Origin of the sequence: Gimesia sp., assembly GCF_048262075.1 — a bacterium.
Lineage (GTDB): Bacteria > Planctomycetota > Planctomycetia > Planctomycetales > Planctomycetaceae > Gimesia.
This window is the reverse complement of the sequence record NZ_JBLXFK010000001.1, coordinates 45,080-69,139: the sequence shown is the minus strand read 5'-3', so window position 1 is coordinate 69,139 and position 24,060 is coordinate 45,080. Positions and strand designations below refer to the sequence as shown.

The window sequence follows — 24,060 nt, the reverse complement described above, 5'->3', positions numbered from 1 at the left end:
CGTTTTCTGGACAACTTCCCACTATATTTCGCTAAGAACGGCCCTATATCTGGTTCAGGAAGCTGGTTTCTCTTCCGTGTTCAGTTCTTTTATCATCTTAGCTGTATCTTCGGGATCATCGGGCAAATATTTCCAGAAAGGTTTGCCTTTGGGACGAAACTCCTGCTCCTGCTGTCCAAACTCATCGCCGGGACGCCAGTATTCCTGGATCAGAGTTTTGCGCCAGATCTCCATCTTGCCATCAGGACCTTCGACTTTCTTATAGCCATTTGTAAGACCATCAAAGCGTATCGTAAAATAATCCGTTCCCGGATCAATACCGGTCCAGATACAGACCCCATAAATGGCATGTTCTTCTTTGGCATTGGCTGGTGTCTCAGGAGGCAGTTCTCCGATAATGTCCACGGCATTTTTAAATTGCTGGCGTTCCCGTTGATTAATGATGAGTTCGGCTTCCGGAAGAATCTGATTGGGGTAAGTCTTCTGTTGCCCGTTATCATTCGTAATCAATGTAATTTCCGGAACAAATAAAGATGGTCCCGGGGGGAGGACTTCTGGATTTTCAGGAGTGAATTCATTGGTCGAATTCGGTCGTTCCATTGGTCGCAGTACACATTTATAAACCAGATACCAGACCAGGGTCTTCTCTTTTTTACCCGTTTGAGGATTTGTCAGATCCATCCGCACCATTCGCATTGGTTTGAAAACCGTTTCCAGAACCCACAGTGATTTTTGTGACGCCAGTTCCTCACCTGTGGCAACCAGATCCGGGCTGATCGAGAACCCACGATTCAACGCATTTTTCTGAGCGAATGCCTGATTTCCCAGGGAAGTGAAAAACAGGCAGCTGCAGGCAAAAACGCTCGCGAAAGTACATTTAAGTGATGGACGCATGAAATACCCCGGAGTTACTCTTCGATCAGAATAGAAAGTGGTTTTTGGCCGACCACAAACATATTAAAAGTATATCGTCTCATCCCGGGAAATTCCCACAGAGACTTTGCTGAATCAGGTTGAAAACCTTAAGTCCTGTATCCAGCAGCCAAAACCAGTGTCGAATGTACACATCGCATGCTGATCCGAGCCAGGATTCAATCTGTTCAACAAGATACGCAATTTTGATATGATATTGACTATATCAGTGTCAGGAATGGACGGTCAAGCTCTTGATTTAAGATCTCACTGGAATCGATGGGGATTCCGCAGCACCAAGTTGGCTCGCCCCAGTTTTAATGACTGTGTTAATAACGGGCATGTTTTTGCGAAACACCTGACAATGATCCCGATTTGTCTACTGGCATTTTTCAGCCACTGGCCAGCGGCGTTGAAAACACTGATCGATACAATCACTATAAGCGGACCTGGGCAGCTAAAGATCAAATGCTCATTTAATGGAGATCGTGTCCGGTTAACTTCTTTTCCACATCGTCGGCATGCTGTGCGACTGCGATGACGCTTTTACGAATATCCTCTGCATCCACGGTCGAGCGGGGGAAGGTATCCACCATGACAAATTTCGTTTCGCCATCCACTTCGCGAATTGAAATCCCACCATGTGATATTTCTGCATTCAGTCTGAGTGCTTCTTCGTAATACTCATGCTGCGCATCGCAACAGGTACTGTAAATCAGCAACAGACGCTCGTGCATCTGATGGTCGCTCGGCTCGATGAAGACCGTCTGCTTTCGCTGCCCTGATTGCCTGACCTCCAGAATGTATTTCTGATCTTTTCGTTTCCAGGAAACCTGACTGTTATCTGCAAATGCCTCATGAAGCATGGCTTCAATATTCTGCACCTGTCCCAAAACCGCATTCAGAAATAAAGCAGCCATGTATCCATTCTGAAATCGATTTGCGGGGCTCTTGTCGAGCATTAGAGAAACACACTCAGAAATCTCCAGCGGAATATCAGGACAGATATCCCGCACGCTGGGGGCAGGTTTCGTCGTGACTTCCTGAATAAGTGAATTAAAATTTGAACCTCGATGCGGTAACTCACCTGTCAGCAGTACAAAGAAGCAGACTCCCAAAGAATAGACATCTGAGGTTGCAGAGGCTGGCGCTCCCTGGAACAGTTCCGGTGCCATATAATTGGGTGTTCCAGCCAGATTCTCTGTTGTGGCCAGTTCTTCATTGGCATTGATCCGTTTCGCCAGGCCAAAATCGGCGATCTTGGGAATCCCTGTTGTGGTGAGCAGAATATTCTCCAGTTTCAGATCCTGGTGGATAATTCCCTTTACATGCGCAGTTCCCAGACCGGAAGCAACCTGTGAAATCAAGGAAGTGGCATGCAGAGGCATCAAGGGGCCATCTTCACGAACCACGTGACTTAAAGCGCGACCGGCAATCAGTTCCATTTCCAGAAATCGGTACCCCCGTTCCTCACCAATCGCATGCGCAGTGACGATATTCGGATGGCAGAGTGTCGCGACCGCGCGTCCTTCGTGCAAAAACCGCTGGACATACTCGGGGTCACGTTCTGCCAGATGTGGCAGGAGAATTTTCAAGGCACATTGCCGTCCCAGGTCACGGTGCATTGCCAGATAAACCATGCCCATTCCACCACGACCAATCAGTGACTGACAGCGATAGACGTGCAGATCCTGACCAGCAATCGGATCTTCCCACTCACTCCCTGCCTCCGAAGATTCAGGAACTCTGTGATCTTTAATCACGATTGTTTCCTGCAGGTTATCAACTGAAAGGTCATCGACTACCGCACCACAGTCTGGGCAGCGTACACGGTGATCTTTCTGAAAGAATGTCGCGTTACAATTCGCACAGTATTGCAACTGACTGTGTTGGTCTTCGATTTCAGAATTGGAATCTGGTAACATTTCAGAATCTTGCCCAACCACACGAGGAAAATCTGTAAAAAATGACTCTTTCATAACAGGGCCCTGCTGCTATCATACCCGTTTGTGAGGGAATTGAAATAATGAGTTTTCATCTGTCGTGTTTGTGTCACAGTCTAATTCGCTCAGCAATTCGGATTATTCCAGAAAAATTCCCGGTTTCCTCGAAAATTATCAAATTCAACCCCTGTCAGAACGACTATTAAGACATAGACTGAATGAGGAGAGTTCTGTGCTCTCTTTAATCAGACACTTCTCATAAAGCCCTGCAATTCATACACTTAATACGCATCCCTGTCTGCAAATGCGGGGAATTTTCATCGAACACTTTCCGGAAACTGAAATTTTCTATGGCTGCCTCCGAAAATCCCTCACCCGAACCATCGGAGCCGATATTCGATTCAGTGGATCAAACTGAAGGTTCTCAAAAGGAAAATACTCAGATTGATCCGTTCTCTGAAGAATCGCAGAGCACCATGGACGGTCTCCTGAATGAAGCAGTGCAGACTGCCAGCGCAGAAGATGTTCCCCGTCAAACCAAGCCGGGTCGACCGCCGGGTCCCGGGTTACTTGAAGCGTTCTGCTGGATGATTGGCGTGATCTTCGCGCATTTTGTCGGACTCATCGTATTTATGATAGGCTTTTTAGTCTTGCTGATGGCAACGAAACAACTCCCCGACACGGGAACCAAAATTGCCAAGCAGCTTTCTGAAATCACAGAGACTCATACCCTCGAACTGGCGGGAGTCGAGCAGGGCATCTTTGTATTCATCGTGATGGCTGCCGTCGCGTTACGGTTCGGTAAGGGAGTGCTCTCCAAATTGAACCTGCAACCATTTGCTGTCTCGACCGGTTTTCTGTTATTCATCTGCGTATTACCATTGTCCATGTTGTCTGGTGAATTTTATCGTATCGCCTACGGTATCTGGACGGCTTTTGCTGAGCAGATACCCTGGCTCCAGCAGTTTGACAAGATGCAGACGATGGAAGTCGTCAAGGAGATGGCAGAAAAGAGTTCGTTGTGGGCATTAATTCTGGTGATTGCTGTCTGTCCCGCGATTGGAGAAGAACTGGTCTTCCGCGGTGCGATTGGCCGTGGCCTGCTGGCCCGGTGGGGCTTAATTCCCGGCATTCTCATTACCTCTTTCATGTTTGGTCTGGTTCACATGCATCCGGCTCATGCCATTGCCGTGATTCCACTGGGTATGTTTATGCACTTCGTGTATGTCGTGACCAAGAGTTTCTGGGCACCGGTGCTGGTACATTTTCTGAATAATGCGTTCGCGGTCACAGTGGCCAAAATGATGAGCCAGTTCCCCGAGAATGCTGCCAAATTAGGCGATGAGACTCAGGCCGTGCACCCCATGATTACAGTCGCCGCTGGTTTGTTTCTGATCGTCGTTTGCCTGTATCTATGGAAAACACGCGTCAAGTACATCAAGCCGAACGGGGGGGAATGGACGCCCGGTTATCTTTCGAACGAGAAACCACCGGCGGGTGCACCGATTACCATGGAACGCACAGCCGCTGCTACAGGATTTTATCCCGGCCTCGCATTCCTGTTTTTGAACTTCCTGGCAATGATGTATCTGTTCGGCATGCAGCCGGAAGCGGAAGCAGGGATGTTGCAAATCATCAAAGCGTTTTAAGATATTCCAGGACTGCCTGCTTCTGTTCCTGTGTCAGCGCATCCGGGTAGTCGTGTCCTTTCGCTGATTTCCCAAACTGACTCGTATCAAAATAGAGTCGTTTTTGCGCCGTTGAAAGATCTTGGGGCATTTGTGTAAACGTTTGCACTTCCAGTCCCACCAGAGTCTGATCGTATCCATTTTCTGTGCGCTGCCAGATTTCAGGCCGCTTCTGTGGATTCAAGACATGCCACAGCGTCGGGACCGAACCGTTATGAAAATACGGGGCAGAGGCCCAGACTCCATTTAATGGAGGTGCCACATACCCGCCCGGGTCTTCCACCACGGGATCTTTGCCGTAGCGTGATAACCAACTTGAGTTAAGAGCGGCGCGATAATTGGGAGGCAGCGAATTCAAACGAACGGGATCGGTCTTGAGATCCGTAATCGAAACCGTCTTAAGTGGATAGACACTTTCACTGCCATAAGTTCCATGACAGTCGGCACAATGCTCGTTGAAAATCACTTCCCCCTGACGGGCCTTGCTTTCCTCAATTGCCCAGCGATAACGGGGGGCTTCCAGTGATTCAATGTAGGCCAGAATATCGACAAAATCGGATTCCCAGTTCTTGATTTGACGCGCATTATTTCGTGGAATGAGAATAAACTGCATCAACGCCCGGTGATTTTTGGTGATAAATGCATCGGCGTAAATTCGTGATTTCCGTTTGACATTCCACCACGGCTGGGGATCCATGTCATGATGCAGCAATCTGGGAACCGGACGGCTCCTGTCAAAATTCATCTCCGGATCACGAAGAGAATCGAGCACGACACCAAAGATCACTGCATTCGTTGTGCCATGCGTCGTACCCAGAGGAATTCCCAGCGCTGCCAGATCCATATGACTCAGCTTTTTTAACTGTTGCAGTTTTACTTTACTCACATCTTCAGTCAAGGTGTGCAAAGCGACGTGGCTGTTAGGTGCTCCGGGGATAACGGTCCCCGCCACTTTTCCCCCATGGCAGGTAAAACAGTTCATCACCCACTTCTGATCGGGAGTGACTACGTATCCCAGTGGTGCCTGTTCAGAACCAGGTCGGTGCATGATTCCATAATAGGAAAAGATCAGTTCGCGGCGTTCTTCCGGAGAAGCCTGTTCGGCTTTCTGTTTCCATTCCTCCGGCCAGACCTTCCAGAGGTCTTCCAATACCCCCTGATCAAAGTCAGGTGGCAAATAGGTCTGGGTCGTTAACAGGCGATAGCCTCGCTCGGCGGCAGTTTCCTCAGCAAGACTGAAATTAAGACTCGCCAGGAGACAAATTGCAGTGATCATCGACAGAACTGGTATTCGCATGGAATCAATATTTCTCATACAGTAAATTCGCAAGAGATCAAGGCAGGAAAGGGAACAGGACTTTGCGATTCTCTTCTGTTAATGGGGAACCGTATTCGCATGGCTCGAATGCTTCGATCAGTTGAATTTCCTGTCCCCGTTTTTCTCCATAAGTTTGAATGATTAAATCACGATATCGGTCTGCCAGCGGGCCGATGCGCTCTTTCATTTTTTTGCTTAAGAACGCTTTGCGCTCTGCAGGTTCTGCAGGGACTTCATCTTCATAAAAGTGATTATAAGGCAGCCAGTCATAAAACTGGGACTGGTGACAGTCCAGAGCGTCAATCATCCGGTTCCAGACCGGTTCCACATCAACCACCACTGTCGGTGAAAATGGGTAGGGGCGGGTAAAATGATCGGAGAGATACGCAATCACGGGATTATTCCGCAACGCAGGAACATCGGGCACGATGGGAGGGACCGTGACCATGTAGGCGGCGTCGCAGACTAATTGCGAAGTGTAACGGTGATCAGGATGATAGTCGTTGGGCCGATGGGTCAGGATCAGATCGGGTTGAAAGTTCCGAATCAGTCGAATGATTTCAAACCGGGCTTCAATCGTCGGTTGCAGATATCCATCCCGATTTCCGAGAACTTCATAGTCAATGCCCAGCGCTTTGCCTGCAGCGGTGGCTTCTGCACGTCGTATCTCTGCTAATTCAGATCCCGAAAGTCGCTGATGCCCTGACTCTCCATTTGTCACACTGACAAATTTAACGGTATGTCCAGCCTGTTGATAAAGGGCCGCTGAGCCCCCCGCTTTGATATCGCAATCGTCCGGATGAGCGCCAAAAACCAGGATTCGTAATGATTGATCTGCCATAGAGTTCTAAACCTTCAGGTAATTATATAGAATATCAACCGCTTGACGAGGATGATTTTCCTTAAACAATAGTACTGCAGTTGTACTCTAAAAGTTTCAAATCATCCAGTTTTACTAACTAAAGTTATTGAACTATTGACCGGTGGTCCGTGTCTGCAACAGATAAGGACTGTTAATACGTATTCTGAGGGTGAAAGCCAATGTCGTTGCCAACAATCGATCACAGTGATGAAATCTATGAAGATCCCCTTGATCTGATGGATGAAATTGAATCACTTAAAAAGGAGAAGGATGCAACCCTCCTGGCTCACTTTTATATCGATGGTGAGATTCAGGAAATTGCGGATTTCACCGGTGACAGCCTGAAACTGGCCCGTGACGCGGTTAACGTCACCACATCGACCATTGTGTTTTCCGGTGTACATTTCATGGCGGAATCCACAAAAATCCTCAGTCCTGAGAAGAAAGTACTGCTGCCGGACCTGACTGCGGGCTGTTCCCTGGCTGACAGTTGTCAATTTGGAGATCTGGATCAGTTTCAGCAGAAATTGCGTGCAGAAGGGCGTGATTTCGAAACGGTCGCCTACATTAATACCAGCGCGAAAGTGAAAAGCCTGTGTGACTGGATCGTTACCAGCGGAAATGCCCGTGAAATCATAGACCGGGTCCCCGCAGATAAAGAGATCCTGTTTGTGCCCGATCAACACCTCGGCCGTTATCTGCAGGAAGTAACCGGGCGGGAAATGATTCTGTGGCCTGGTTCCTGTATGGTTCATGAAATCTTCAGTGTTCAGGATTTACTGCGTGCCAAAAAGAATAATCCGGGGTCACTGGTCCTGGCACATCCCGAGTGTCCTCACTCGATTCTGGAAGTCTCTGACTTCATTGGTGGTACCGAAAAATTACGGCAATACGTGATGTCAATCAAAGAACCGGGAATCTTTCTCATCGCCACCGAAGCGAATATGATTTATCCTCTGCAGAAGTCGGCTCCACAGCACACTTATCTTCCGGTGCCTGGGATCATGGCTTCCTCTGGTGAAACCTGTGCCTGCAATCGTTGTCCACACATGGCGAAGAATACTTTGCAGAAAGTGCGCGATTGCCTGAAATACGGCAAACCGGAAATCGAATGGCAGCCTTATTTCGATCAAGCCAAAGAAGTCCTGCAGCGAAGCCTGCTGCAGTAGAATTCTTCCCACTTGCATAATATTTATGCCTGTTTTCTATGCAATCTGAGGGAAACACTGCATATTTATTAGAGTGGACATACGGCTCTACTAATATTTTTTGAGTGATTGAAACCGTATATTCGTCTTAAATAGTAGAATATTACGCTGATTTAATTAATGCCGCCCCTTTCTTAAGATAGTTGTCTTATTTTCCGGCATACACTTTGCCTTGATCATCAAATGACACTGCAAATTCATGTGTTATTCATCTCATGATTTGCTTTCCTTTGAATCGCGGTTGCGCTGACTGTGAATTCAAACCGACCATTTGAAGCCAAAGAGCAACTAATCACGATAGCAATAATTCGGGGCCTGCTGAGAACACCAGATGATCTAAACAGATCATTTTGAGTGATGATTCTCGCAATTGATTGCATGCCTCCAGTGTTGTTGACTCCGATCCCCGCGCTTTCAGTTCAGGGCTGATTGTGCGCCTTTCGATTGTCTGACAGTGAATTGCTATCGATCTTATTCACCTCATTAACGCTCTCAGACATCAGCAGAAGGCACTCAGAAAATGGAAATTCAAAACAAAGCAACCAGAATCAATCTGTTTAATTTTACCACGCCACAAATGCGGGCGTTTCATATGTCCTGGTTTGCCTTCTTCCTGTGTTTCTTTGCCTGGTTTGGTATCGCCCCGCTCATGAAGATCGTGCGTGAGGAAATGCATCTGACCCAGGAGCAGGTCGGTTGGTGCATTATCGGCTCGGTTGCGATTACTGTCATCGCCCGACTGTTTATCGGCTGGCTCTGCGATCAGATTGGACCACGACTCGCATATACATGGCTTCTGGTTCTCGGTTCGCTGCCCGTGATGGGAATTGGTTTCGCGCATGATTACACCACATTTCTCATCTTTCGAATTGCAATTGGAGCCATCGGTGCTTCGTTTGTGATTACCCAATATCACACATCAATCATGTTTGCTCCGAACTGTGTGGGTACGGCGAATGCAACCTCAGCGGGCTGGGGTAACCTGGGTGGGGGTGTAACACAGATTGTGATGCCTCTAATTTTCGCAATGTTTATCGGCGTATTGGGATTCAGTGAATCCATGGGCTGGCGGGCATCCATGTTTCTGGCGGGTCTGGTATGTGCGCTGACGGGAATCGCTTATTTCTTTCTGACACAAGACACTCCGGATGGGAACTTCAAAGAACTCCGTGAGGCAGGCAAATTACCGGAAAAGAAACTTCAGAAAGGTATGTTCTGGAATGCCTGCAAAGACCATCGAGTCTGGGCGCTGTTTGTGATTTATGGTGCCTGTTTCGGTATTGAGCTGACCATTAACAATATTGCTGCACTCTACTTCCTGGACTACTTCGATTACTTCAAAAACATGGACACTGCCAAAGCGATCAAAATGGCTGGTCTTTTTGCGGGGATGTTCGGGTTGATGAATATTTTTGCCCGGACCCTGGGTGGTGCCTTCGGCGACCGGTTCGGTCAGAAGTGGGGCCTGAGCGGACGAGTAAAATGGTTGTTTGTTGTCATCTTCTGTGAAGGAATTGCCTTGATGGTCTTTTCACAGATGAGCGTGCTGGTGATGGCATTACCGGCTTTGATTGTGTTCAGCCTGTTTGTGCAGATGTCTGAGGGAGCCACTTACTCAGTTGTTCCTTTCATCAACAAAAAAGCGCTGGGAGCGGTATCCGGAATTGTGGGGGCTGGTGGAAATGCCGGCGCGGTCTCAGCGGGATTTCTGTTTAAAACGCAAGCCATCAACTGGCCCACGGCTTTATTCATTCTCGGGGCGATTGTCACCGGCTGTGCTTTCCTGACTTTCCTGGTGCGGTTCACTGAAGAAACAGAAGAAGAAGCACGCCTGGCTCATGATTCTGCCATCACGTTAAAAGCGGGTGAAAAAGAACTGGCCACTTCCCTGGGGCAATAATTGATCGATAGGGAAAGACAATAATTACGCGCTCCTCTGATTGACAAGGTAGAGATAAAAGTGATTCAGCAAAATTCTGAAAAACAGAAAAATGTAGTCGTGATTGGGAACGGCATGGTGGGCTTGCGAATGTGCGAGCAACTTATTGAGAAGGACCAGTCACGCGAATTTAAAATCGTCACTTTCTGTGAAGAGCCCCGTGCTGCTTACGACCGGGTTGGATTGACGCAGTTTTTTGCCCACAACGACGCCGAAAAACTGATGCTGGCCCGCCTGGAATGGTACTCAGATAATAATATCGACCTGCATCTGGCAGATCGCGCTGTCAGTATCGACCGCCAGCATAAAATGATTCGCTCGCAGAAAGGGATTGAAATCCCCTACGACAAAGTGGTCATCGCGACTGGCTCGTATCCCTTTGTGCCGAATGTACCTGGAATTAAAAATCGCGGCGTCTTTGTTTACCGGACGATCAATGACCTGGAACAGATCATTGAGTACGCCAGACACTCAAAAAAAGCAGCCGTGATCGGTGGAGGTTTACTCGGACTGGAAGCAGCAAAGGCCGCCCTCGATTTAGGTCTGGAAACACATGTTCTGGAATTTGCCCCCCGACTGATGCCGCGCCAGATTGATGATGCAGGCTCGAAGGTCCTCGTACAGAAAATCGAAGAACTGGGGGTCCAGGTTCATTTGAACAAAGCTACAGACTCCGTTCTGGGAGAATCCAGCGTCACGGGCATCCGTTTCCAGGATGGCGAAGAGCTGGAACTTGACATGATTATTGTTTCCGCCGGGATTCGTCCCCGAGATGAACTGGCGCGCGAATGTGAACTGGAAGTCGGCGAGCGGGGTGGCATTCTCGTCAATGACAAGCTGCAGACATCTGATCCAGACATCTACGCGGTAGGCGAAGTGGCTTTGCATTCCGGGATGGTTTACGGGCTGGTTGCCCCCGGTTACCAGATGGCAGAAGTCGCAGCGACGCATTTATGCCATGGCGAAGCAGAATTTTCCGGCAGTGATCTCTCTACAAAACTCAAATTGATGGGAGTGGATGTTGCGAGCTTTGGAGATTATGAAGCGGGTCCGGATATTTCTAAAAGCCTGACATTCGAAGATCCTTTTAACGGTGTTTACAAAAAGCTCGTCTTCAATAAAGAAGGAACCCGATTGCTGGGTGGCATCCTGATTGGCGATGCGTCGGATTATGGCAGCCTGTCGATGCTGGCGAAATCCAGTGATTTACTTCCCTGCCAACCACACGAACTTATCGTGGGTGCAGGGGGTGGTATTCCGGGTGGCAGTGCCGAAGATATGTCCGACGACGCACAGATCTGCTCCTGCAATAATGTTTCAAAAGGTCAAATCTGTACCGCGATCAAAGAGCAAGACTTAACTTCGGTTGATGAAATAAAAGCCTGCACCAAGGCTGGTGGTGGTTGTGGAGGCTGCCTGCCTCTGGTGACGGATGTCTTTAAAGCCGAAATGAAAGCGGCCGGTATCACGGTCAGCAATCGGCTGTGTGAACACTTTGATTATTCGCGCACCGAGTTATTCGACATCATCAAAATCAAAAAGCTCAAAACTTTTTCTGCAGTGATCGAAGATTGTGGATCCGGAAACGGTTGCGAAGTCTGTAAACCAACTGTTGCCTCTATCCTGGCCAGCTTGTGGAATGAACATATTATTGATCACTCCAACTTACAGGACACGAATGATCGTTTCCTGGCAAACATGCAGCGAGGGGGACTGTATTCGATCGTGCCTCGCGTCCCGGGGGGTGAAATCACTCCGGAGAAACTGATCGTACTGGGAGAGGTCGGGAAAGAATACGGGCTCTACACGAAAATCACCGGGGGCCAGCGCGTGGATTTATTTGGCGCGGAAGTGCATCAACTCCCGGAAATCTGGGAGAGGCTGATTGATGCCGGCTTTGAAAGTGGTCACGCCTACGGCAAAGCATTACGAACGGTGAAGAGTTGTGTGGGGACCACCTGGTGTCGCTATGGAATCGGAGATTCCGTTGGTTTTGCGATTCGACTGGAAGAACGCTACCGGGGAATCCGGGCACCTCATAAATTGAAAGGGGGTGTCTCTGGCTGTGTTCGGGAATGTGCCGAAGCCCAGAGTAAAGACTTCGGACTGATCGCGACCGAACATGGATATAACCTGTATATCTGTGGGAATGGTGGTGCCAAACCCCGACATGCGGATTTGTTCGCCTCTGACCTTGATGAAGAAACCTGCATCAAATACCTGGACCGCTTTCTGATGTTTTACATACAGACCGCAGACAAATTAACGCGTACTGCCACCTGGCTGGACAAGCTGGAAGGGGGCATTGATTATCTGCGGGAAGTGGTTATTGAAGACAAGCTGGGAATCTGTGATGAGCTGGAAAGCATGATGCAGTCCCTGGTGGATTCTTACCATTGTGAATGGAAAGAAGTCGTCACCAATCCGGAGAAACGACGACTGTTCGAGCAGTTTGTCAACACGGATGAGCATGAGACTTCGATCGAGCTGATTCCTCAACGCGGACAGACACGGCCTGTCGACTGGGCACCTGATTTTGTCGCGTTTGACGACATCAAACAACCAGAGAAGAAGCCCGAGCAGAGTAGCGCGCCACGGGAGTGGGTTAAAGTCGGAACCGTCAGTGACTTTCCTGCCGAGTCGGGCTCGACCGTAAAATATGGCAATTCACAAATCGCGGTCTTCAACTTCGCAAGCCGCGGCGAATGGTATGCCTGCCAGCAGATGTGCCCCCATAAGAAAGCGATGGTTCTGTCGCGGGGGATTATCGGCGATTCTGCGGGCATCCCTAAAGTTGCCTGCCCGTTACACAAGAAAACGTTTTCACTGGAAAATGGTTCCTGCCTGAGTGGTGAATCAGAATATGAAGTCAGTGTCTTTAAGGTTAAACTGGATGAACAGGAAAATGTGTACCTGGAATTACCGGACTCCAGTGTACTGGACGAACTCATCAATCACACGGAATGTGCTGGCGCTCATTAAGCACAGGTTTTGGAATGATACTATTCAATCAACAAGACAGTAAAATACAAAAAGACCAACTGATATCGTTACCGGTCACGAATGTGATTCAGGAAGCGGAAGATGTTTGTACTTTTCGACTTGATAACTCTCAGGGATTAATCCCCCCGCATCATCCCGGGATGTTTGTCAAAGTCTGCCTCGACATTCATGGATCGGATATCTGGCGCAGTTTTTCCATCAGTTCATCTCCCCATCAAAGTGAACGCATTGATTTAACGATCAAACGTAACCACGCAGGACAGGTGGGGAATTATTTTTTTGACCATATTCATGTTGGCAGCCATGTACGGCTCAAAGGCCCGTTAGGGCAGTTTTATTTTGATCCTGCGCAACATACAGAACCAATTGTTCTCCTGTGTGCAGGGATTGGGATCACCCCCATGATGAGTATCGTGCGCTATCTGCACGCCACTAACATAAACCGGAACTGTTATCTGTTTTACGGTGCCCGCACCCATCGGGACATCATTTTTGATCAGGAAACCCGGGACCTGATCACCGAAATGCCGGACTTCCATTACTTTCTGACTCTTTCTCAGCCGGTACCTCACTGGCTGGGGTACTGCGGACATCTCAATTTTGACTTCATGATCTCAAAGATTCCCCAGGTTGAGTTATCCCGATTCTTTTTATGTGGCCCACGGAATTTCAATCAGGATTTCACACTTCGTCTTCTCGAGATGGGAGTTCCACACGAACTGATTCACAGTGAACAATTTCATAAAAAAAACAAAACCAGATAGAGACACATGAACTTCGACGTTGACGGACCTGATCTGAATCAGTCTTATCCCAGTGATACTGGATCTTCTGTAGCACAGCGGGGCGCTTCCTCTGAACAGGAATTCGATCTGATCTCACTGCTGCTGAAAGAGCAGCAGACACTGACAGCCATCGATCAGTTTGCCAGGAAATATGATGCAGACCAACTGCCGGCACAGTCACGTTATTATGCGGATTTGATTCCCTCGGCAACCCCTCAGTCTGGTGAGCAGTATGCGTTCGGCGTGGATCTGGATCGCTGTTCGGGCTGCAAAGCCTGCGTGACGGCCTGTCACTCTCTGAATGGTCTGGATGAAAATGAGACCTGGCGCGATGTCGGGTTGCTCACCGGTGGAACAAACCAGGACCCGATCTATCAGCATGTCACCACCGCCTGTCATCACTGCCTCGACCCGGGGTGCATGCAAGCCTGTCCGGTGAACGCCTATGAAAAAGATCCCATCACAGGCATCGTGCGACATCTGGACGATCAATGTTTCGGCTGTCAGTATTGCACGCTGGCCTGTCCTTATGATGTGCCTAAATATCACAGTAAAAAAGGAATTGTCCGTAAATGTGATATGTGCAGTCAGCGTCTGTCCGATGGAGAAGCCCCCGCTTGTGTGCAGGCATGCCCACACCAGGCAATTTCCATCAACATCGTGAATAAGGAACAGGTCATTGCCGATTCCGAAATTGATCAGTTTCTGCCCGCTGCCCCGGATCCACAACATACGTATCCCACGACTACTTATAAATCCAAAAAGCCGTTCCCCCGCAATACGATTCCCGCTGATTACTATTCTGCCAGCCCGCAACATGCCCACATGCCACTGGTGATCATGCTGGTGCTAACCCAGCTTTCGGTAGGCGCTTTTCTGACCAGTCTCGGACTCGAATATTTTCTCAGTGCCGAAACAACTGCTGTCATGGAACGCATGTCAGCAACCTTCGCTCTGTTCTTTGGCTTAGTCGCTCTTGGTGCCAGCACGCTGCATTTGGGACGACCACAGTATGCCTTCCGGGGAATCTTAGGACTCAAGCATTCCTGGTTGAGCCGTGAAATCCTGGCGTTTGGCGTCTTTTCCAATACCGCGATGGCCTATGCGCTGTTGACCTGGCTTTCAGGCGAATCATTTGCCGCTCTGAAAGCCTGGCAGCCACTGGCCGAGCAAGTGGTCGGCTTAACAGGACTCATCGGTATTTTCTGCTCGATCATGATTTATGTTTTCACAAAACGGGAGTTCTGGAGTTTTGAATCCACGCTGATCAAGTTCGGACTGACTGCCGTTCTACTGGGAATAACCTCGACCCTGCTCACACTCTATTTACTGGCGATTTTTTCAAGCTCTCCTGAAACAAAATTACTGGTTGGCCAGGCAGCCCCCCTGTTGTCAAAAGCTTTAATCGTTACTGCGGTCTGCAAACTGGGATTCGAAGCTTCTATCTTCCGCTACCTGCTGCGACGTCAGAACTCCCCCCTCAAGCGATCTGCTCTGCTGATGAGTGGGGAACTTTCCAATATCACGCTGGCACGGTTTGCCTGCGGTATTCTGGGAGGAATTCTGATGCCTGCATTTTTATTAAATCATCAGACTCAACCTTTACATACCTTGAGCCTGCTCATCATCGTTTCCTTCCTGTTTGTCGCCAACCTCGCTGGCGAACTGCTGGAACGATACCTGTTCTTCTCTGCGGTTGCCGCTCCCCGCATGCCAGGTGTATTACGATGACAAACTTTTTATCGCATAGGAATCAGTTCCGATGTCTATAATGGATCCCTCAAACTTAGGCTCCCTCATTCACCAGAAAGAGGGGCACCTTACCAGAGAATTATTACTTTCTCCCGGTGGATTTGGCCTGGGAAAGATTCCCGAAAAAAACCTGCCTGATTCGACAACTCAAATGGTGTGTGGTTTTTGTGGCACGGGATGTAATCTGAATATCCATTTAAAAGAGGGAGAAGGAATCTGCGTCAGCCCGACGACCGAGTATCCGGTCAATCTGGGAATGGCCTGCCCGAAAGGCTGGGAAGCATTATCCGTGCTGGAATCACCCAATCGTGCCATCAGCCCCCTGGTCAAGAAATCCCCCAACCACTGGGAACCGGTCGACTGGGATACCGCATTGAGTCTGTTTACCCGCAAATTCAAAGGTATCCAACAACAGCATGGAGCCGATTCGGTTGCCTTTCTAAGCACAGGCCAGATGGTTACTGAAGAAATGGCCTTCCTCGGAGCTCTGGCCAAGTTTGGCATGGGCATGAAACATGGTGACGGAAATACCCGCCAGTGTATGGCCTCAGCAGTTACCGCTTACAAACAGTCTTTTGGATTCGATTCCCCGCCATTCACCTACCAGGACCTGGAGGAATCCGATGTGCTGGTCTTTGTCGGTGCGAATCCCTGTATAGCGCATCCCATCATGTGGGAACGGGTGATGCGCAATCCGCATTCTCCCGAAATCATCGCCGTTGATCCTCGAAAAACGGAAACCGCGATGCAATCGGGTCTGCATCTGCAGATTTATCCGAAATCAGACATGCCGCTGTTTTACGGCATTGCTCGTATTCTGATCGAGCAGGGAGCCATCGACGAAAAATACATTCAGGAACACACCGAGGGATTTCAAGAGTTTGCAGATTATGTCTCCGCATATCCGCTGGAACGTGTTATGACAGAAACCGGATTGAGTCAGGCAGCGATTGAAAAGTTTGCCGATCTGATTAAATCAGGCAAACGGGTTTCCTTCTGGTGGACAATGGGAGTAAACCAGAGCTACCAGGGAGTCCGTACCGCGCAGGCCCTGATCAACCTGGCATTAATGACCGGCAATATTGGTCGGCCGGGGACCGGAGCCAACTCGATTACGGGCCAGTGTAATGCAATGGGGTCCCGTTTATTCAGCAATACTACGAATTTATTGGGGGGACATGATTTTCTGAACGCCGAGCACCGCGACAAAGTCGCCCGTACTCTTTCCCTTCCCACGGATCAGATTCCCGATCAGAACAGCTGGCCTTATCATAAAATCATCGAAGGAATTCTGGCCGGTAAAATTAAAGGTCTGTGGGTTATCTGTACGAACCCGGCTCATTCCTGGATCAACCAGGGACAGGTGCGTGACATTCTGGACCGTCTCGACTTCCTGGTGGTTCAGGATATGTACCATGATACAGAAACAGCAAAATTTGCGGATCTCATTCTGCCGGCAGCAGGCTGGGGAGAAAAAGAGGGGACCTTCATTAATGCGGAACGGCGAATTGGTCGGGTGAAACGTGTCAAACGCGCTCCGGGTCAGGCCTTGTCTGACTTTTCCATCTTTAAACTGATTGCACAGTACTGGGGCTGTGGCGAAATGTTTTCAAACTGGAAATCCCCAGAGCATGTGTTTCAGCTGATGAAACAGTTATCAAAAGGGCAACCCTGTGATTTCTCCGGGATCGAAGACTACACCGCGATCGACGAGCAGGGGGGCATCCAATGGCCTTTCGCTGATACAGAGACACAGCCGCCCGAGCCACAACGACGACTATTTACGGATGGTGAATATTTTCATGAGAACGGGCGGGCGCGGTTTATCTTTTCAGAACCCTCCAGAATGCCGGAACCACCTACCGATCAGTATCCTTTCATCCTGTTGACAGGACGAGGGACAGCATCGCAGTGGCACACTCAGACCAGGACCAGAAATTCGGATGTGCTACGCAAGCTGTACCCCGAACGGATTTATGTGGAGATCAATCCCCAGGATGCCCGCGCGCATTCCATTCAGCCTAATGACTGGATCATGGTGGAATCACAGCGGGGTCAGCTGAAAGCACGGGCTTTTATTACTCAATCGGTCCAGCCGGGACAGCTTTTCATCCCCATGCACTATGAAGAGACAAATCAACTGACAGATGCCGTGTTCGATCCGCATTCCAGTCAACCCTCTTACAAGTGTTGCGCTGTTAAAGTGAGTACCAACTGACCTCCCCCCATTGATTTCGGGTACTTGCTGAAACAATCACAGCATGTGTAGCACACTCTTTTGATCCTGCCTCTTCCATTTCCAGACCGCCCCTCAACCCGGCTTTAACAAAATGCTGGCGTTTCCAGCTTTCTTAAAACAATTCTTCACAGCAATCAGCATAACCGGAGATTGTATTAAATTGAACCTATCGGTTCAGAAGAATACCGATATGAGTTCTAAGCGCTGATCGCACGACTGAACAGGGAGTGCGCGCTGCATGTGAGAAAAGGTGCCCCCCAACACTCTTCCGTTGAATTCAATAAATCAGGCCAATGAATTTATTACAATCTCAATTCATGCAGCTTAAAGTCGTTTCTTTCTGCTGCCTGCTGTTGTTTGTCACACCAGGGTTTGCACAGTCTGTACCTCCAGCTCCCGCTTGTGATACTCCTGCTGCAGAGTGTCTCAATACACCCGACTGTGTCAGTTGTGTACCGGACATTAACTACTGGGTTGTCAGTAGCCGTTGCTGTATACAGAAAAGTAAATGCTGTTGCCCGTGCTGCGAGTTTGATGTGTATCATTCCAGCTCAGAAGGACGGGTTACCGAGCAGTCTATGGAGAGTTTAGTCCAGTCCATCGACCCGAATGCGCCCATCTGCATCATGGTTCATGGGAGCTTCGTCGGATGGGACAGCGTACTGACCGATTCATACAATACCTATCTCTGGTTGCGAAGTGCCGCACCACAGATGCCGTTGAATGTGATCTTCTTCACCTGGCCCAGCGATGAGACTCCTACCAAAATCCTCCCCCTGGATGTCAACATGCTGGGAAAACGTGCTGAATACAATGGACATTACCTGACGCGACTGATCGCGCAACTCCCTGAACATCATCAGATCAGTCTACTGGGACACAGTCATGGAGCACGTACTGTTGCTTCCGCCATGCATCTGATTGGAGGAGGCAGTGTGCAGGGTGTCTCACTCCAGGATTGTGGCATTCACATCTGTTGCCGCTGTCGTCATTTCAGGATCGTATTTGCCGCCGCTGCGATCAATCACAACTGGTTGAACCCGGGTGAACGTTATGGTTGTGGCCTCAACTGTACCGACTGTCTGATCAACTTACGGAACCACAAAGATCGGATCCTGCTGTTTTACCCGATCCTCGCTCCGATCTCCCGCCGGGCCCTGGCCCGCACTGGATTTACTTATCTGGACAGAAGAGCTCTGGGAGATGACGTCAACCGGGTCCATGATATCGACGTCTCGCAGTGCATCGGGGCCGGACATATGTTTCCCAACTATTACAGCCATCCGGAAATTGCGGAAACAATCGTTCCCGCCATCTTTTTCCAGAACGCGCAGTGAATCTGCCTGAACTCTTTTTACTAGTGCTTTGTCAAGCTGGAAATTGAGGGTTGGGGGTATTACTTACGTGCTCCGTTGTCGCACTCTCGGGATATCTATCAACCCAAAATTTAAAAATGACACTCCACTAGTATTGCAGCAGAACATATATTCCTGCGTATAGGCATTGGCCTGGAGAGTCTCGTTTAAACGCCTCTCGAAACCGGTAATTATTTTGCATCTTAACTCTCAGAAGTATATTCTGATTGAGGATTTCCCGCCTGCGGACATACCGAATTATCTGTATTCTCCTGCAAAATAAAGACTTACGCGAATTCCACCACTATCAGATTATTTTCATAAACCTTCCACTTGATGAAAATAAATCCGACTGCTCGTGCATCAGTATTACTAAAAGCCGTGGTTTTGTTATCAAACGGGAGTAGAAATTGGCCACCGGAAACGATGGCAAACTCGCCCCCGAGCTCGTCCATCAATTATTTGAAGACCATGCAGGCGAATTGCGCGCTTTTTTACTGGGTTTATTACGCAACCACGATCTGGTTGATGAAGTATTGCAGCTGACGTTTTCTAAAGCCCTGGAATCAGGGGGCACCTCGAAAGAAGAGACCCGCAAGGGCTGGTTGTTTCGCGTGGCCTACCATGCAGCGATGGAACAGATCCGTCGGAATAAGATACACAGGAAATCTTTGAATCAATTGGGACAGACCACGACGTTTTTCTCCACTGATTCACCAGATCAACGGCTGCTGAATGATGAAAAGATTGAACAGATCCGACTGGCACTGAATCTTTTGCCTGAGACTCAACAGGCGGTGGTGAAAGCCCGGATTTATGAAAATAAAACGTTTAACGAAATAGCACAGGACCTGGAAATCCCTCTGGGAACTGTGCTGACGCGAATGAGACTCGCCATTAAATCACTTTCAAGTCGGCTTGATAATCCCTCTGAATAATTCGGATCTCAATATCACCGCTACTTGCCAAGACCATGATTATGAATCCAACAAAATCTGAACCTGATAATCCTGCTGACAGTGATTTGAACTGGATCGCGTTCCAGTACATCACGAACGAACTCTCCGCCGATGATTCTCTCCAGTTTGAATCGCAGCTGGCAGAGAACCAGTTGGCACGTGAAGCTTTGGCACAGGCAACCCAGTTAATGGCAGGCCTGCATTCCATTGAATCCGTACCCGCCACAGTCACTCCCCAGGTACAGACTGTTGCTTCCAGCCGGTCTCTTAAATGGGGCGTGGTCAGTTGCTCTGTTGCAGTAATGCTGTTCCTGGCGATTTCCCTGCTGCCTGAACCCCAGGCTCCCGAAACCGAACTGGTTTCACAGTCAACTCTCACCGATGCTTCCGAGGAAGACCTGGAACACCTGTTGAACCTCTGGTCCGAGTCTGCAGAAGAGAATCAGCTGATCTCTCAAAATACCGCGACAGAATCCATCGATTCGCTGGATCAGCAGACAACACTGGCGGAAAGCCATTCACTCGAAATTCCAGACTGGCTTTATACAGCCGTCGCTCTCCCGGATGAAAGTGTGAACTGAATCCATGCCATCAAGCCCTGATAAATCTGATACGTACTCATGCCTGCTGCTGTTATTCCTCAGTTGCGGCTGCCTGCTGCTGCCTGCGCCTGTCTCTGCACAAAACGGAGTCCGTTCGGGAACTGTCAATGTCTCTCGAGACGCGTCTAAAGCCAAAGAGTCTGGCACCCCCAAAGCCGGCTCTGAAAAAGAGCAGAAATCATCCAATGCTGTCAGCGCAAAACGGGAAAAGCTGGCGCTCGAATTCGCCCGCACACATCACCCTGAACTGGCGGATCTGATTCAACGATTAAAAAAACGCAAACCACGCGAATACAAGCGTGCCATCCGCGACCTGGACACCACGCTTACCAAACTGGACCGTTTCAAAAAACGGGACGGTGATCGCTACCGCCTGACCCTGGAACGCTGGGAGGTCGATTCCCGTATTCGACTGCTGGCCGCCCGCGTTTCGATCATGGGCAGCGGCGATGATCAATCCGAATTAAAAACACTGCTGAAACAGCGTATAGACCTGCAACTGGAACTGTTAAAGCACGAAAAAGCCATGGCGGAAAAGCGTGTTCAGAAACTGGAAAAGTCCATCGCTGATATCGAACAGAACCAAGACAAGCTCGTCAATTCCGAGTTGACCAAAATCAACCGCAGTATCAAAAAACCGGGCCAGTCAAATAAAAAACAAAAGTAAACGGATTACTCTTTGACAGACTTTACGTCGTCTCTAATGCAAGGTGTGATATGAAATCAATTCGCATGACAAGTTGTTTCTTCTCCTTACTGGCCGTCATCTCGTTGTCCGCAACGATCGAGGCAGCAGACCAGGCCGACGTCAAACAGCCGGTCAATCAGCGATTCTCTGATCCAGCCAGTACAGAAGTCCCTCAGTTTCAACAACACGTTGTCCCCCTACTGGGTAAGCTGGGCTGTAATGGTCGTGCCTGTCATGGTTCCTTTCAGGGTAAAGGCGATTTTCGCCTTTCACTGTTTGGCTACGACTTCACCATGGATCACCAGCAGTTGACGGATAAAGAGGCAGAACGCGTCGATCTGAAGAACGCGACTGAAAGTCTGATCATTCAAAAACCTTTAAACGAAATTGAACACGAAGGGGGCAAACGCTTCGAGAAAAACAGCTGGCAGCATCGATTACTGTTGAGCTGGGTCAAAGCGGGCGCCAATGGTGTCCCGAAAGCGGCCCCCAAATTTGAACGTCTGATTATCACTCCCGATGCGATTCAGTTCAAAAAAGAAGGGGAGACTGTTTCGTTAAATGCAATCGCGGTCTGGTCTGATGGAACCCGCGAAGATGTGACTCCCCTCTGTCGCTTCCAGACGAATAATGAACAGATCGCAACCATTACCGAAGAAGGGCTCGTCACTGCCGCCAAACCAGGTGACACCCATGTCGTTGCCTTCTACGATTCCGGCGTGATTCCGGTTCCGGTTTTACAGCCGGTCTCCGAGCAGTATGGTGATCAATACCCTGAAATCGCTGCAACGACGAACATCGACCAGCATGTGGTGAATAAGTTGCAGAAGCTGGGGATGATTCCCGCAGAGAAATGTGATGATGCGGAATTCCTGCGACGTGTGAGCCTGGACATTTCCGGCACACTCCCCGCACCACATGAGATCGAAGCGTTTCTGAAAGACACATCACCGGATAAGCGGTCACTGAAAATTGATGAGTTGCTGGAAACCCCCGGGTATGCTGCCTGGTGGTCAACCAAACTGTGTGACTTCACTCAGAATAACTATGACGACCTGGTCAATGTCTCTCCCGTTCGTGAGCGTCCCAGCCAGGACTGGTACGACTGGATTAAAAAACGTGTCGCCAACAATGTAGGCTATGACAAAATCACCGAAGGGATCCTGCTGGCAACCAGTCGTGAACAGGGAGAAAGCTTCGAAGATTTTACGAAAAACATCAATGACATCTACCATGACAAAGCAGGGACAGATATTACCGACCGTGATCACATGCCTTATTACTGGGCACGTCGTGACCTGCGGAACCCCGATGATCGCGTGCTGGGCTTTGCCTACACCTTCCTGGGAATCCGCATTCAGTGTGCCCAATGTCATAAACACCCGTTTGATCAATGGACACAGAACGATTTCAAACAGTTCCGCGGGTTCTTTACCCGGGTGAACTTTGGCGTCAATCCGGAATCAAAGACAGAATATACTGCCATGGTGAATGAACTGGGTGCCGACAAGCTGCGTGGTAACCAGTTGCTCCGCGAGTTAAATAAAGAGGTCAAAAAAGGTAAAAACGTGCCTTTCATGGAGGTCTACGTCACCAAGGCACGACCGGCGAATAAGAACAATAAAAACAAGAAGAAGAAAAGAGGTCGCAACGGTCAGACTCCGGATACTGCCAAACTCCTGGGAGCAGAAGTGGTCCAGATCAATGAGCTGGCTGACCCCCGTACTGCTCTGATGGAATGGTTACGCCGAGAAGACAATCCTTATTTTGCGAAAGCCTTCGTGAACCGCGTCTGGGCTTCCTACTTCAATCGTGGAATTATCGAGCCCGCTGACGACTTGAACCTGGCCAATCCTCCCAGCAACGGACCACTGCTGGACTATCTGTCCCGCGAATTTATTCGACGTGACTTTGACATGAAGTGGTTGCATCGTGAAATCGCCAATAGTGATACGTATCAGCGCAGCTGGCAGACCAACAAAACCAACGAACTGGATGAAGTCAACTTCAGCCACTACATTCCCCACCGTCTGCCAGCTGAAGTGCTGTATGACGCAATTCATCAGGCCACGGCTTCTGATGATGCCATCGACAGTATGAAAAACAGCCTGAGTGATCGTGCCATCGCCATTGCTGCCTCGGGAACCCGGAACCGGGCTTTACGGGATCAACAGTATGCGTTGACTATTTTTGGACGATCAACACGTGAAAATAACTGTGACTGTGATCGTTCGGTCGACCCCAGCCTGTTACAGACGATGTACATCAAAAATGATAACGACGTGTACTCAGCCATCAATCGTACCAACAGCAGTTGGCTGTTCCAGGTCGGGCAGCAACTGGGTGCCGTACAGAAACCCAATGCTCAGAAAGAACAGATGGGTGATCGCCTGGAGAAACTTCAGGAACAGGCCAAAAACGCCAAACAGCGTGTGGCCCAGTTGAGAAAGCAGGATGATAAAAAGAAACTCCAACAAGCTCAAAAACGACTCAAGCAACTGAATGAGCAGATGCGAAAAACGCGTCAGATGGCCAGCAAGGCCGGCAATGCTCCTGCCAGACTGCAGACATTTGAAGAACCGATCTCCCCTGAGAAATCGGAAGAGATTATTACCAGCACGTATTTGCGAAGCCTGAGTCGCTATCCGACCGAAGCAGAAATTGCTTCTGCCAGAAAATATCTGGGTGACTCACAGAATAAAATTGATGGTCTGTATGACCTGATCTGGGCAGTGATTAACACAAAAGAATTTATGCTCAACCACTAAACTTCAATACTGAAACAACAGCGACAATAAACGGTATCA

General features: G+C 49.1%; 16 protein-coding genes. 12 read left to right on the top strand and 4 right to left on the bottom strand.

Annotated features, from left to right (window positions below; genetic code table 11):
- Nucleotides 1-54: 54 nt before the first annotated feature.
- Complete coding sequence (locus ACN0YH_RS00285) at nt 55-894, bottom strand: hypothetical protein (RefSeq protein WP_417377553.1); 840 nt, start codon at nt 892-894, stop codon at nt 55-57.
- 494 nt (nt 895-1,388) lie between these two features.
- Nucleotides 1,389-2,837, bottom strand: coding sequence for a protein kinase domain-containing protein (locus ACN0YH_RS00280; RefSeq protein ID WP_417377552.1), 1,449 nt, complete (start codon nt 2,835-2,837; stop codon nt 1,389-1,391).
- A 368-nt stretch (nt 2,838-3,205) separates the two neighbouring features.
- Between ACN0YH_RS00280 and ACN0YH_RS00275 the strand changes: the two genes are divergently transcribed.
- Nucleotides 3,206-4,504 carry a CPBP family intramembrane glutamic endopeptidase gene (locus tag ACN0YH_RS00275; protein WP_417377551.1) on the top strand — a complete coding sequence of 433 codons (1,299 nt, stop codon included), beginning with the start codon at nt 3,206-3,208 and terminating at the stop codon, nt 4,502-4,504.
- Here the strand turns inward: ACN0YH_RS00275 and ACN0YH_RS00270 are convergent.
- Together ACN0YH_RS00270 and ACN0YH_RS00265 are read right to left on the bottom strand one after the other, a co-directional pair.
- The gene (locus ACN0YH_RS00270) at nt 4,491-5,840 is read right to left on the bottom strand and encodes a cytochrome c (protein WP_417377550.1); all 1,350 of its coding nucleotides are present in this window, start codon (nt 5,838-5,840) and stop codon (nt 4,491-4,493) included. The genes ACN0YH_RS00275 and ACN0YH_RS00270 overlap by 14 nt on opposite strands.
- 37 nt (nt 5,841-5,877) lie before the next feature.
- On the bottom strand, nt 5,878-6,702 hold the full coding sequence (locus tag ACN0YH_RS00265; protein WP_417377549.1) for a PIG-L deacetylase family protein: 825 nt from the start codon (nt 6,700-6,702) through the stop codon (nt 5,878-5,880).
- Between the two features lie 200 nt (nt 6,703-6,902).
- Between ACN0YH_RS00265 and nadA the strand changes: the two genes are divergently transcribed.
- The 11 genes from nadA (at nt 6,903) to ACN0YH_RS00210 (ending at nt 24,021) form a co-directional block, all read left to right on the top strand.
- A complete protein-coding gene (gene nadA, locus ACN0YH_RS00260; protein ID WP_417377548.1) occupies nt 6,903-7,892 on the top strand; it encodes a quinolinate synthase NadA in 990 nt (329 codons plus the stop codon).
- Between the two features lie 559 nt (nt 7,893-8,451).
- A complete protein-coding gene (locus tag ACN0YH_RS00255; RefSeq protein WP_417377547.1) occupies nt 8,452-9,831 on the top strand; it encodes an MFS transporter in 1,380 nt (459 codons plus the stop codon).
- A 60-nt stretch (nt 9,832-9,891) separates the two neighbouring features.
- Complete coding sequence (nirB, locus tag ACN0YH_RS00250) at nt 9,892-12,852, top strand: nitrite reductase large subunit NirB (protein WP_417377546.1); 2,961 nt, start codon at nt 9,892-9,894, stop codon at nt 12,850-12,852.
- 14 nt (nt 12,853-12,866) lie between these two features.
- Nucleotides 12,867-13,637, top strand: coding sequence for a ferredoxin reductase (locus tag ACN0YH_RS00245; protein ID WP_417377545.1), 771 nt, complete (start codon nt 12,867-12,869; stop codon nt 13,635-13,637).
- 6 nt (nt 13,638-13,643) lie between these two features.
- Nucleotides 13,644-15,389 carry a DmsC/YnfH family molybdoenzyme membrane anchor subunit gene (locus ACN0YH_RS00240; RefSeq protein ID WP_417377544.1) on the top strand — a complete coding sequence of 582 codons (1,746 nt, stop codon included), beginning with the start codon at nt 13,644-13,646 and terminating at the stop codon, nt 15,387-15,389.
- 40 nt (nt 15,390-15,429) lie between these two features.
- Nucleotides 15,430-17,628 carry a molybdopterin oxidoreductase family protein gene (locus ACN0YH_RS00235; protein ID WP_417378203.1) on the top strand — a complete coding sequence of 733 codons (2,199 nt, stop codon included), beginning with the start codon at nt 15,430-15,432 and terminating at the stop codon, nt 17,626-17,628.
- Nucleotides 17,629-18,227: 599 nt separating this feature from the next.
- Nucleotides 18,228-18,986, top strand: a complete 759-nt coding sequence (locus ACN0YH_RS00230) for a hypothetical protein (RefSeq protein ID WP_417377543.1) — start codon at nt 18,228-18,230, stop codon at nt 18,984-18,986.
- 428 nt (nt 18,987-19,414) lie between these two features.
- Nucleotides 19,415-19,942 (top strand): RNA polymerase sigma factor, encoded by a 528-nt coding sequence (locus ACN0YH_RS00225; RefSeq protein WP_417377542.1) that lies wholly within the window; start codon nt 19,415-19,417, stop codon nt 19,940-19,942.
- Nucleotides 19,943-19,983: 41 nt separating this feature from the next.
- Entirely contained in the window at nt 19,984-20,544 is a 561-nt protein-coding gene (locus tag ACN0YH_RS00220; RefSeq protein ID WP_417377541.1) for a hypothetical protein, read from the top strand.
- Between the two features lie 4 nt (nt 20,545-20,548).
- Entirely contained in the window at nt 20,549-21,232 is a 684-nt protein-coding gene (locus ACN0YH_RS00215; RefSeq protein ID WP_417377540.1) for a hypothetical protein, read from the top strand.
- A 50-nt stretch (nt 21,233-21,282) separates the two neighbouring features.
- Nucleotides 21,283-24,021, top strand: coding sequence for a DUF1549 domain-containing protein (locus ACN0YH_RS00210; RefSeq protein WP_417377539.1), 2,739 nt, complete (start codon nt 21,283-21,285; stop codon nt 24,019-24,021).
- The last annotated feature ends 39 nt before the right edge of the window (nt 24,022-24,060 follow it).

What these genes read in the sequence shown, in the direction of transcription:
- ACN0YH_RS00265 (WP_417377549.1), bottom strand. Translation starts at nt 6,702, where the DNA reads ATGGCAGATCAATCATTACGAATCCTGGTTTTTGGCGCTCATCCGGAC.
- ACN0YH_RS00285 (WP_417377553.1), bottom strand. Translation starts at nt 894, where the DNA reads ATGCGTCCATCACTTAAATGTACTTTCGCGAGCGTTTTTGCCTGCAGC.
- ACN0YH_RS00215 (WP_417377540.1), top strand. Translation starts at nt 20,549, where the DNA reads ATGCCATCAAGCCCTGATAAATCTGATACGTACTCATGCCTGCTGCTG.
- ACN0YH_RS00220 (WP_417377541.1), top strand. Translation starts at nt 19,984, where the DNA reads ATGAATCCAACAAAATCTGAACCTGATAATCCTGCTGACAGTGATTTG.
- ACN0YH_RS00255 (WP_417377547.1), top strand. Translation starts at nt 8,452, where the DNA reads ATGGAAATTCAAAACAAAGCAACCAGAATCAATCTGTTTAATTTTACC.
- ACN0YH_RS00270 (WP_417377550.1), bottom strand. Translation starts at nt 5,840, where the DNA reads ATGCGAATACCAGTTCTGTCGATGATCACTGCAATTTGTCTCCTGGCG.
- ACN0YH_RS00240 (WP_417377544.1), top strand. Translation starts at nt 13,644, where the DNA reads ATGAACTTCGACGTTGACGGACCTGATCTGAATCAGTCTTATCCCAGT.
- ACN0YH_RS00280 (WP_417377552.1), bottom strand. Translation starts at nt 2,837, where the DNA reads ATGTTACCAGATTCCAATTCTGAAATCGAAGACCAACACAGTCAGTTG.
- ACN0YH_RS00230 (WP_417377543.1), top strand. Translation starts at nt 18,228, where the DNA reads ATGGAGAGTTTAGTCCAGTCCATCGACCCGAATGCGCCCATCTGCATC.
- ACN0YH_RS00210 (WP_417377539.1), top strand. Translation starts at nt 21,283, where the DNA reads ATGAAATCAATTCGCATGACAAGTTGTTTCTTCTCCTTACTGGCCGTC.
- ACN0YH_RS00235 (WP_417378203.1), top strand. Translation starts at nt 15,430, where the DNA reads ATGGATCCCTCAAACTTAGGCTCCCTCATTCACCAGAAAGAGGGGCAC.
- nadA (WP_417377548.1), top strand. Translation starts at nt 6,903, where the DNA reads ATGTCGTTGCCAACAATCGATCACAGTGATGAAATCTATGAAGATCCC.
- ACN0YH_RS00245 (WP_417377545.1), top strand. Translation starts at nt 12,867, where the DNA reads ATGATACTATTCAATCAACAAGACAGTAAAATACAAAAAGACCAACTG.
- ACN0YH_RS00275 (WP_417377551.1), top strand. Translation starts at nt 3,206, where the DNA reads ATGGCTGCCTCCGAAAATCCCTCACCCGAACCATCGGAGCCGATATTC.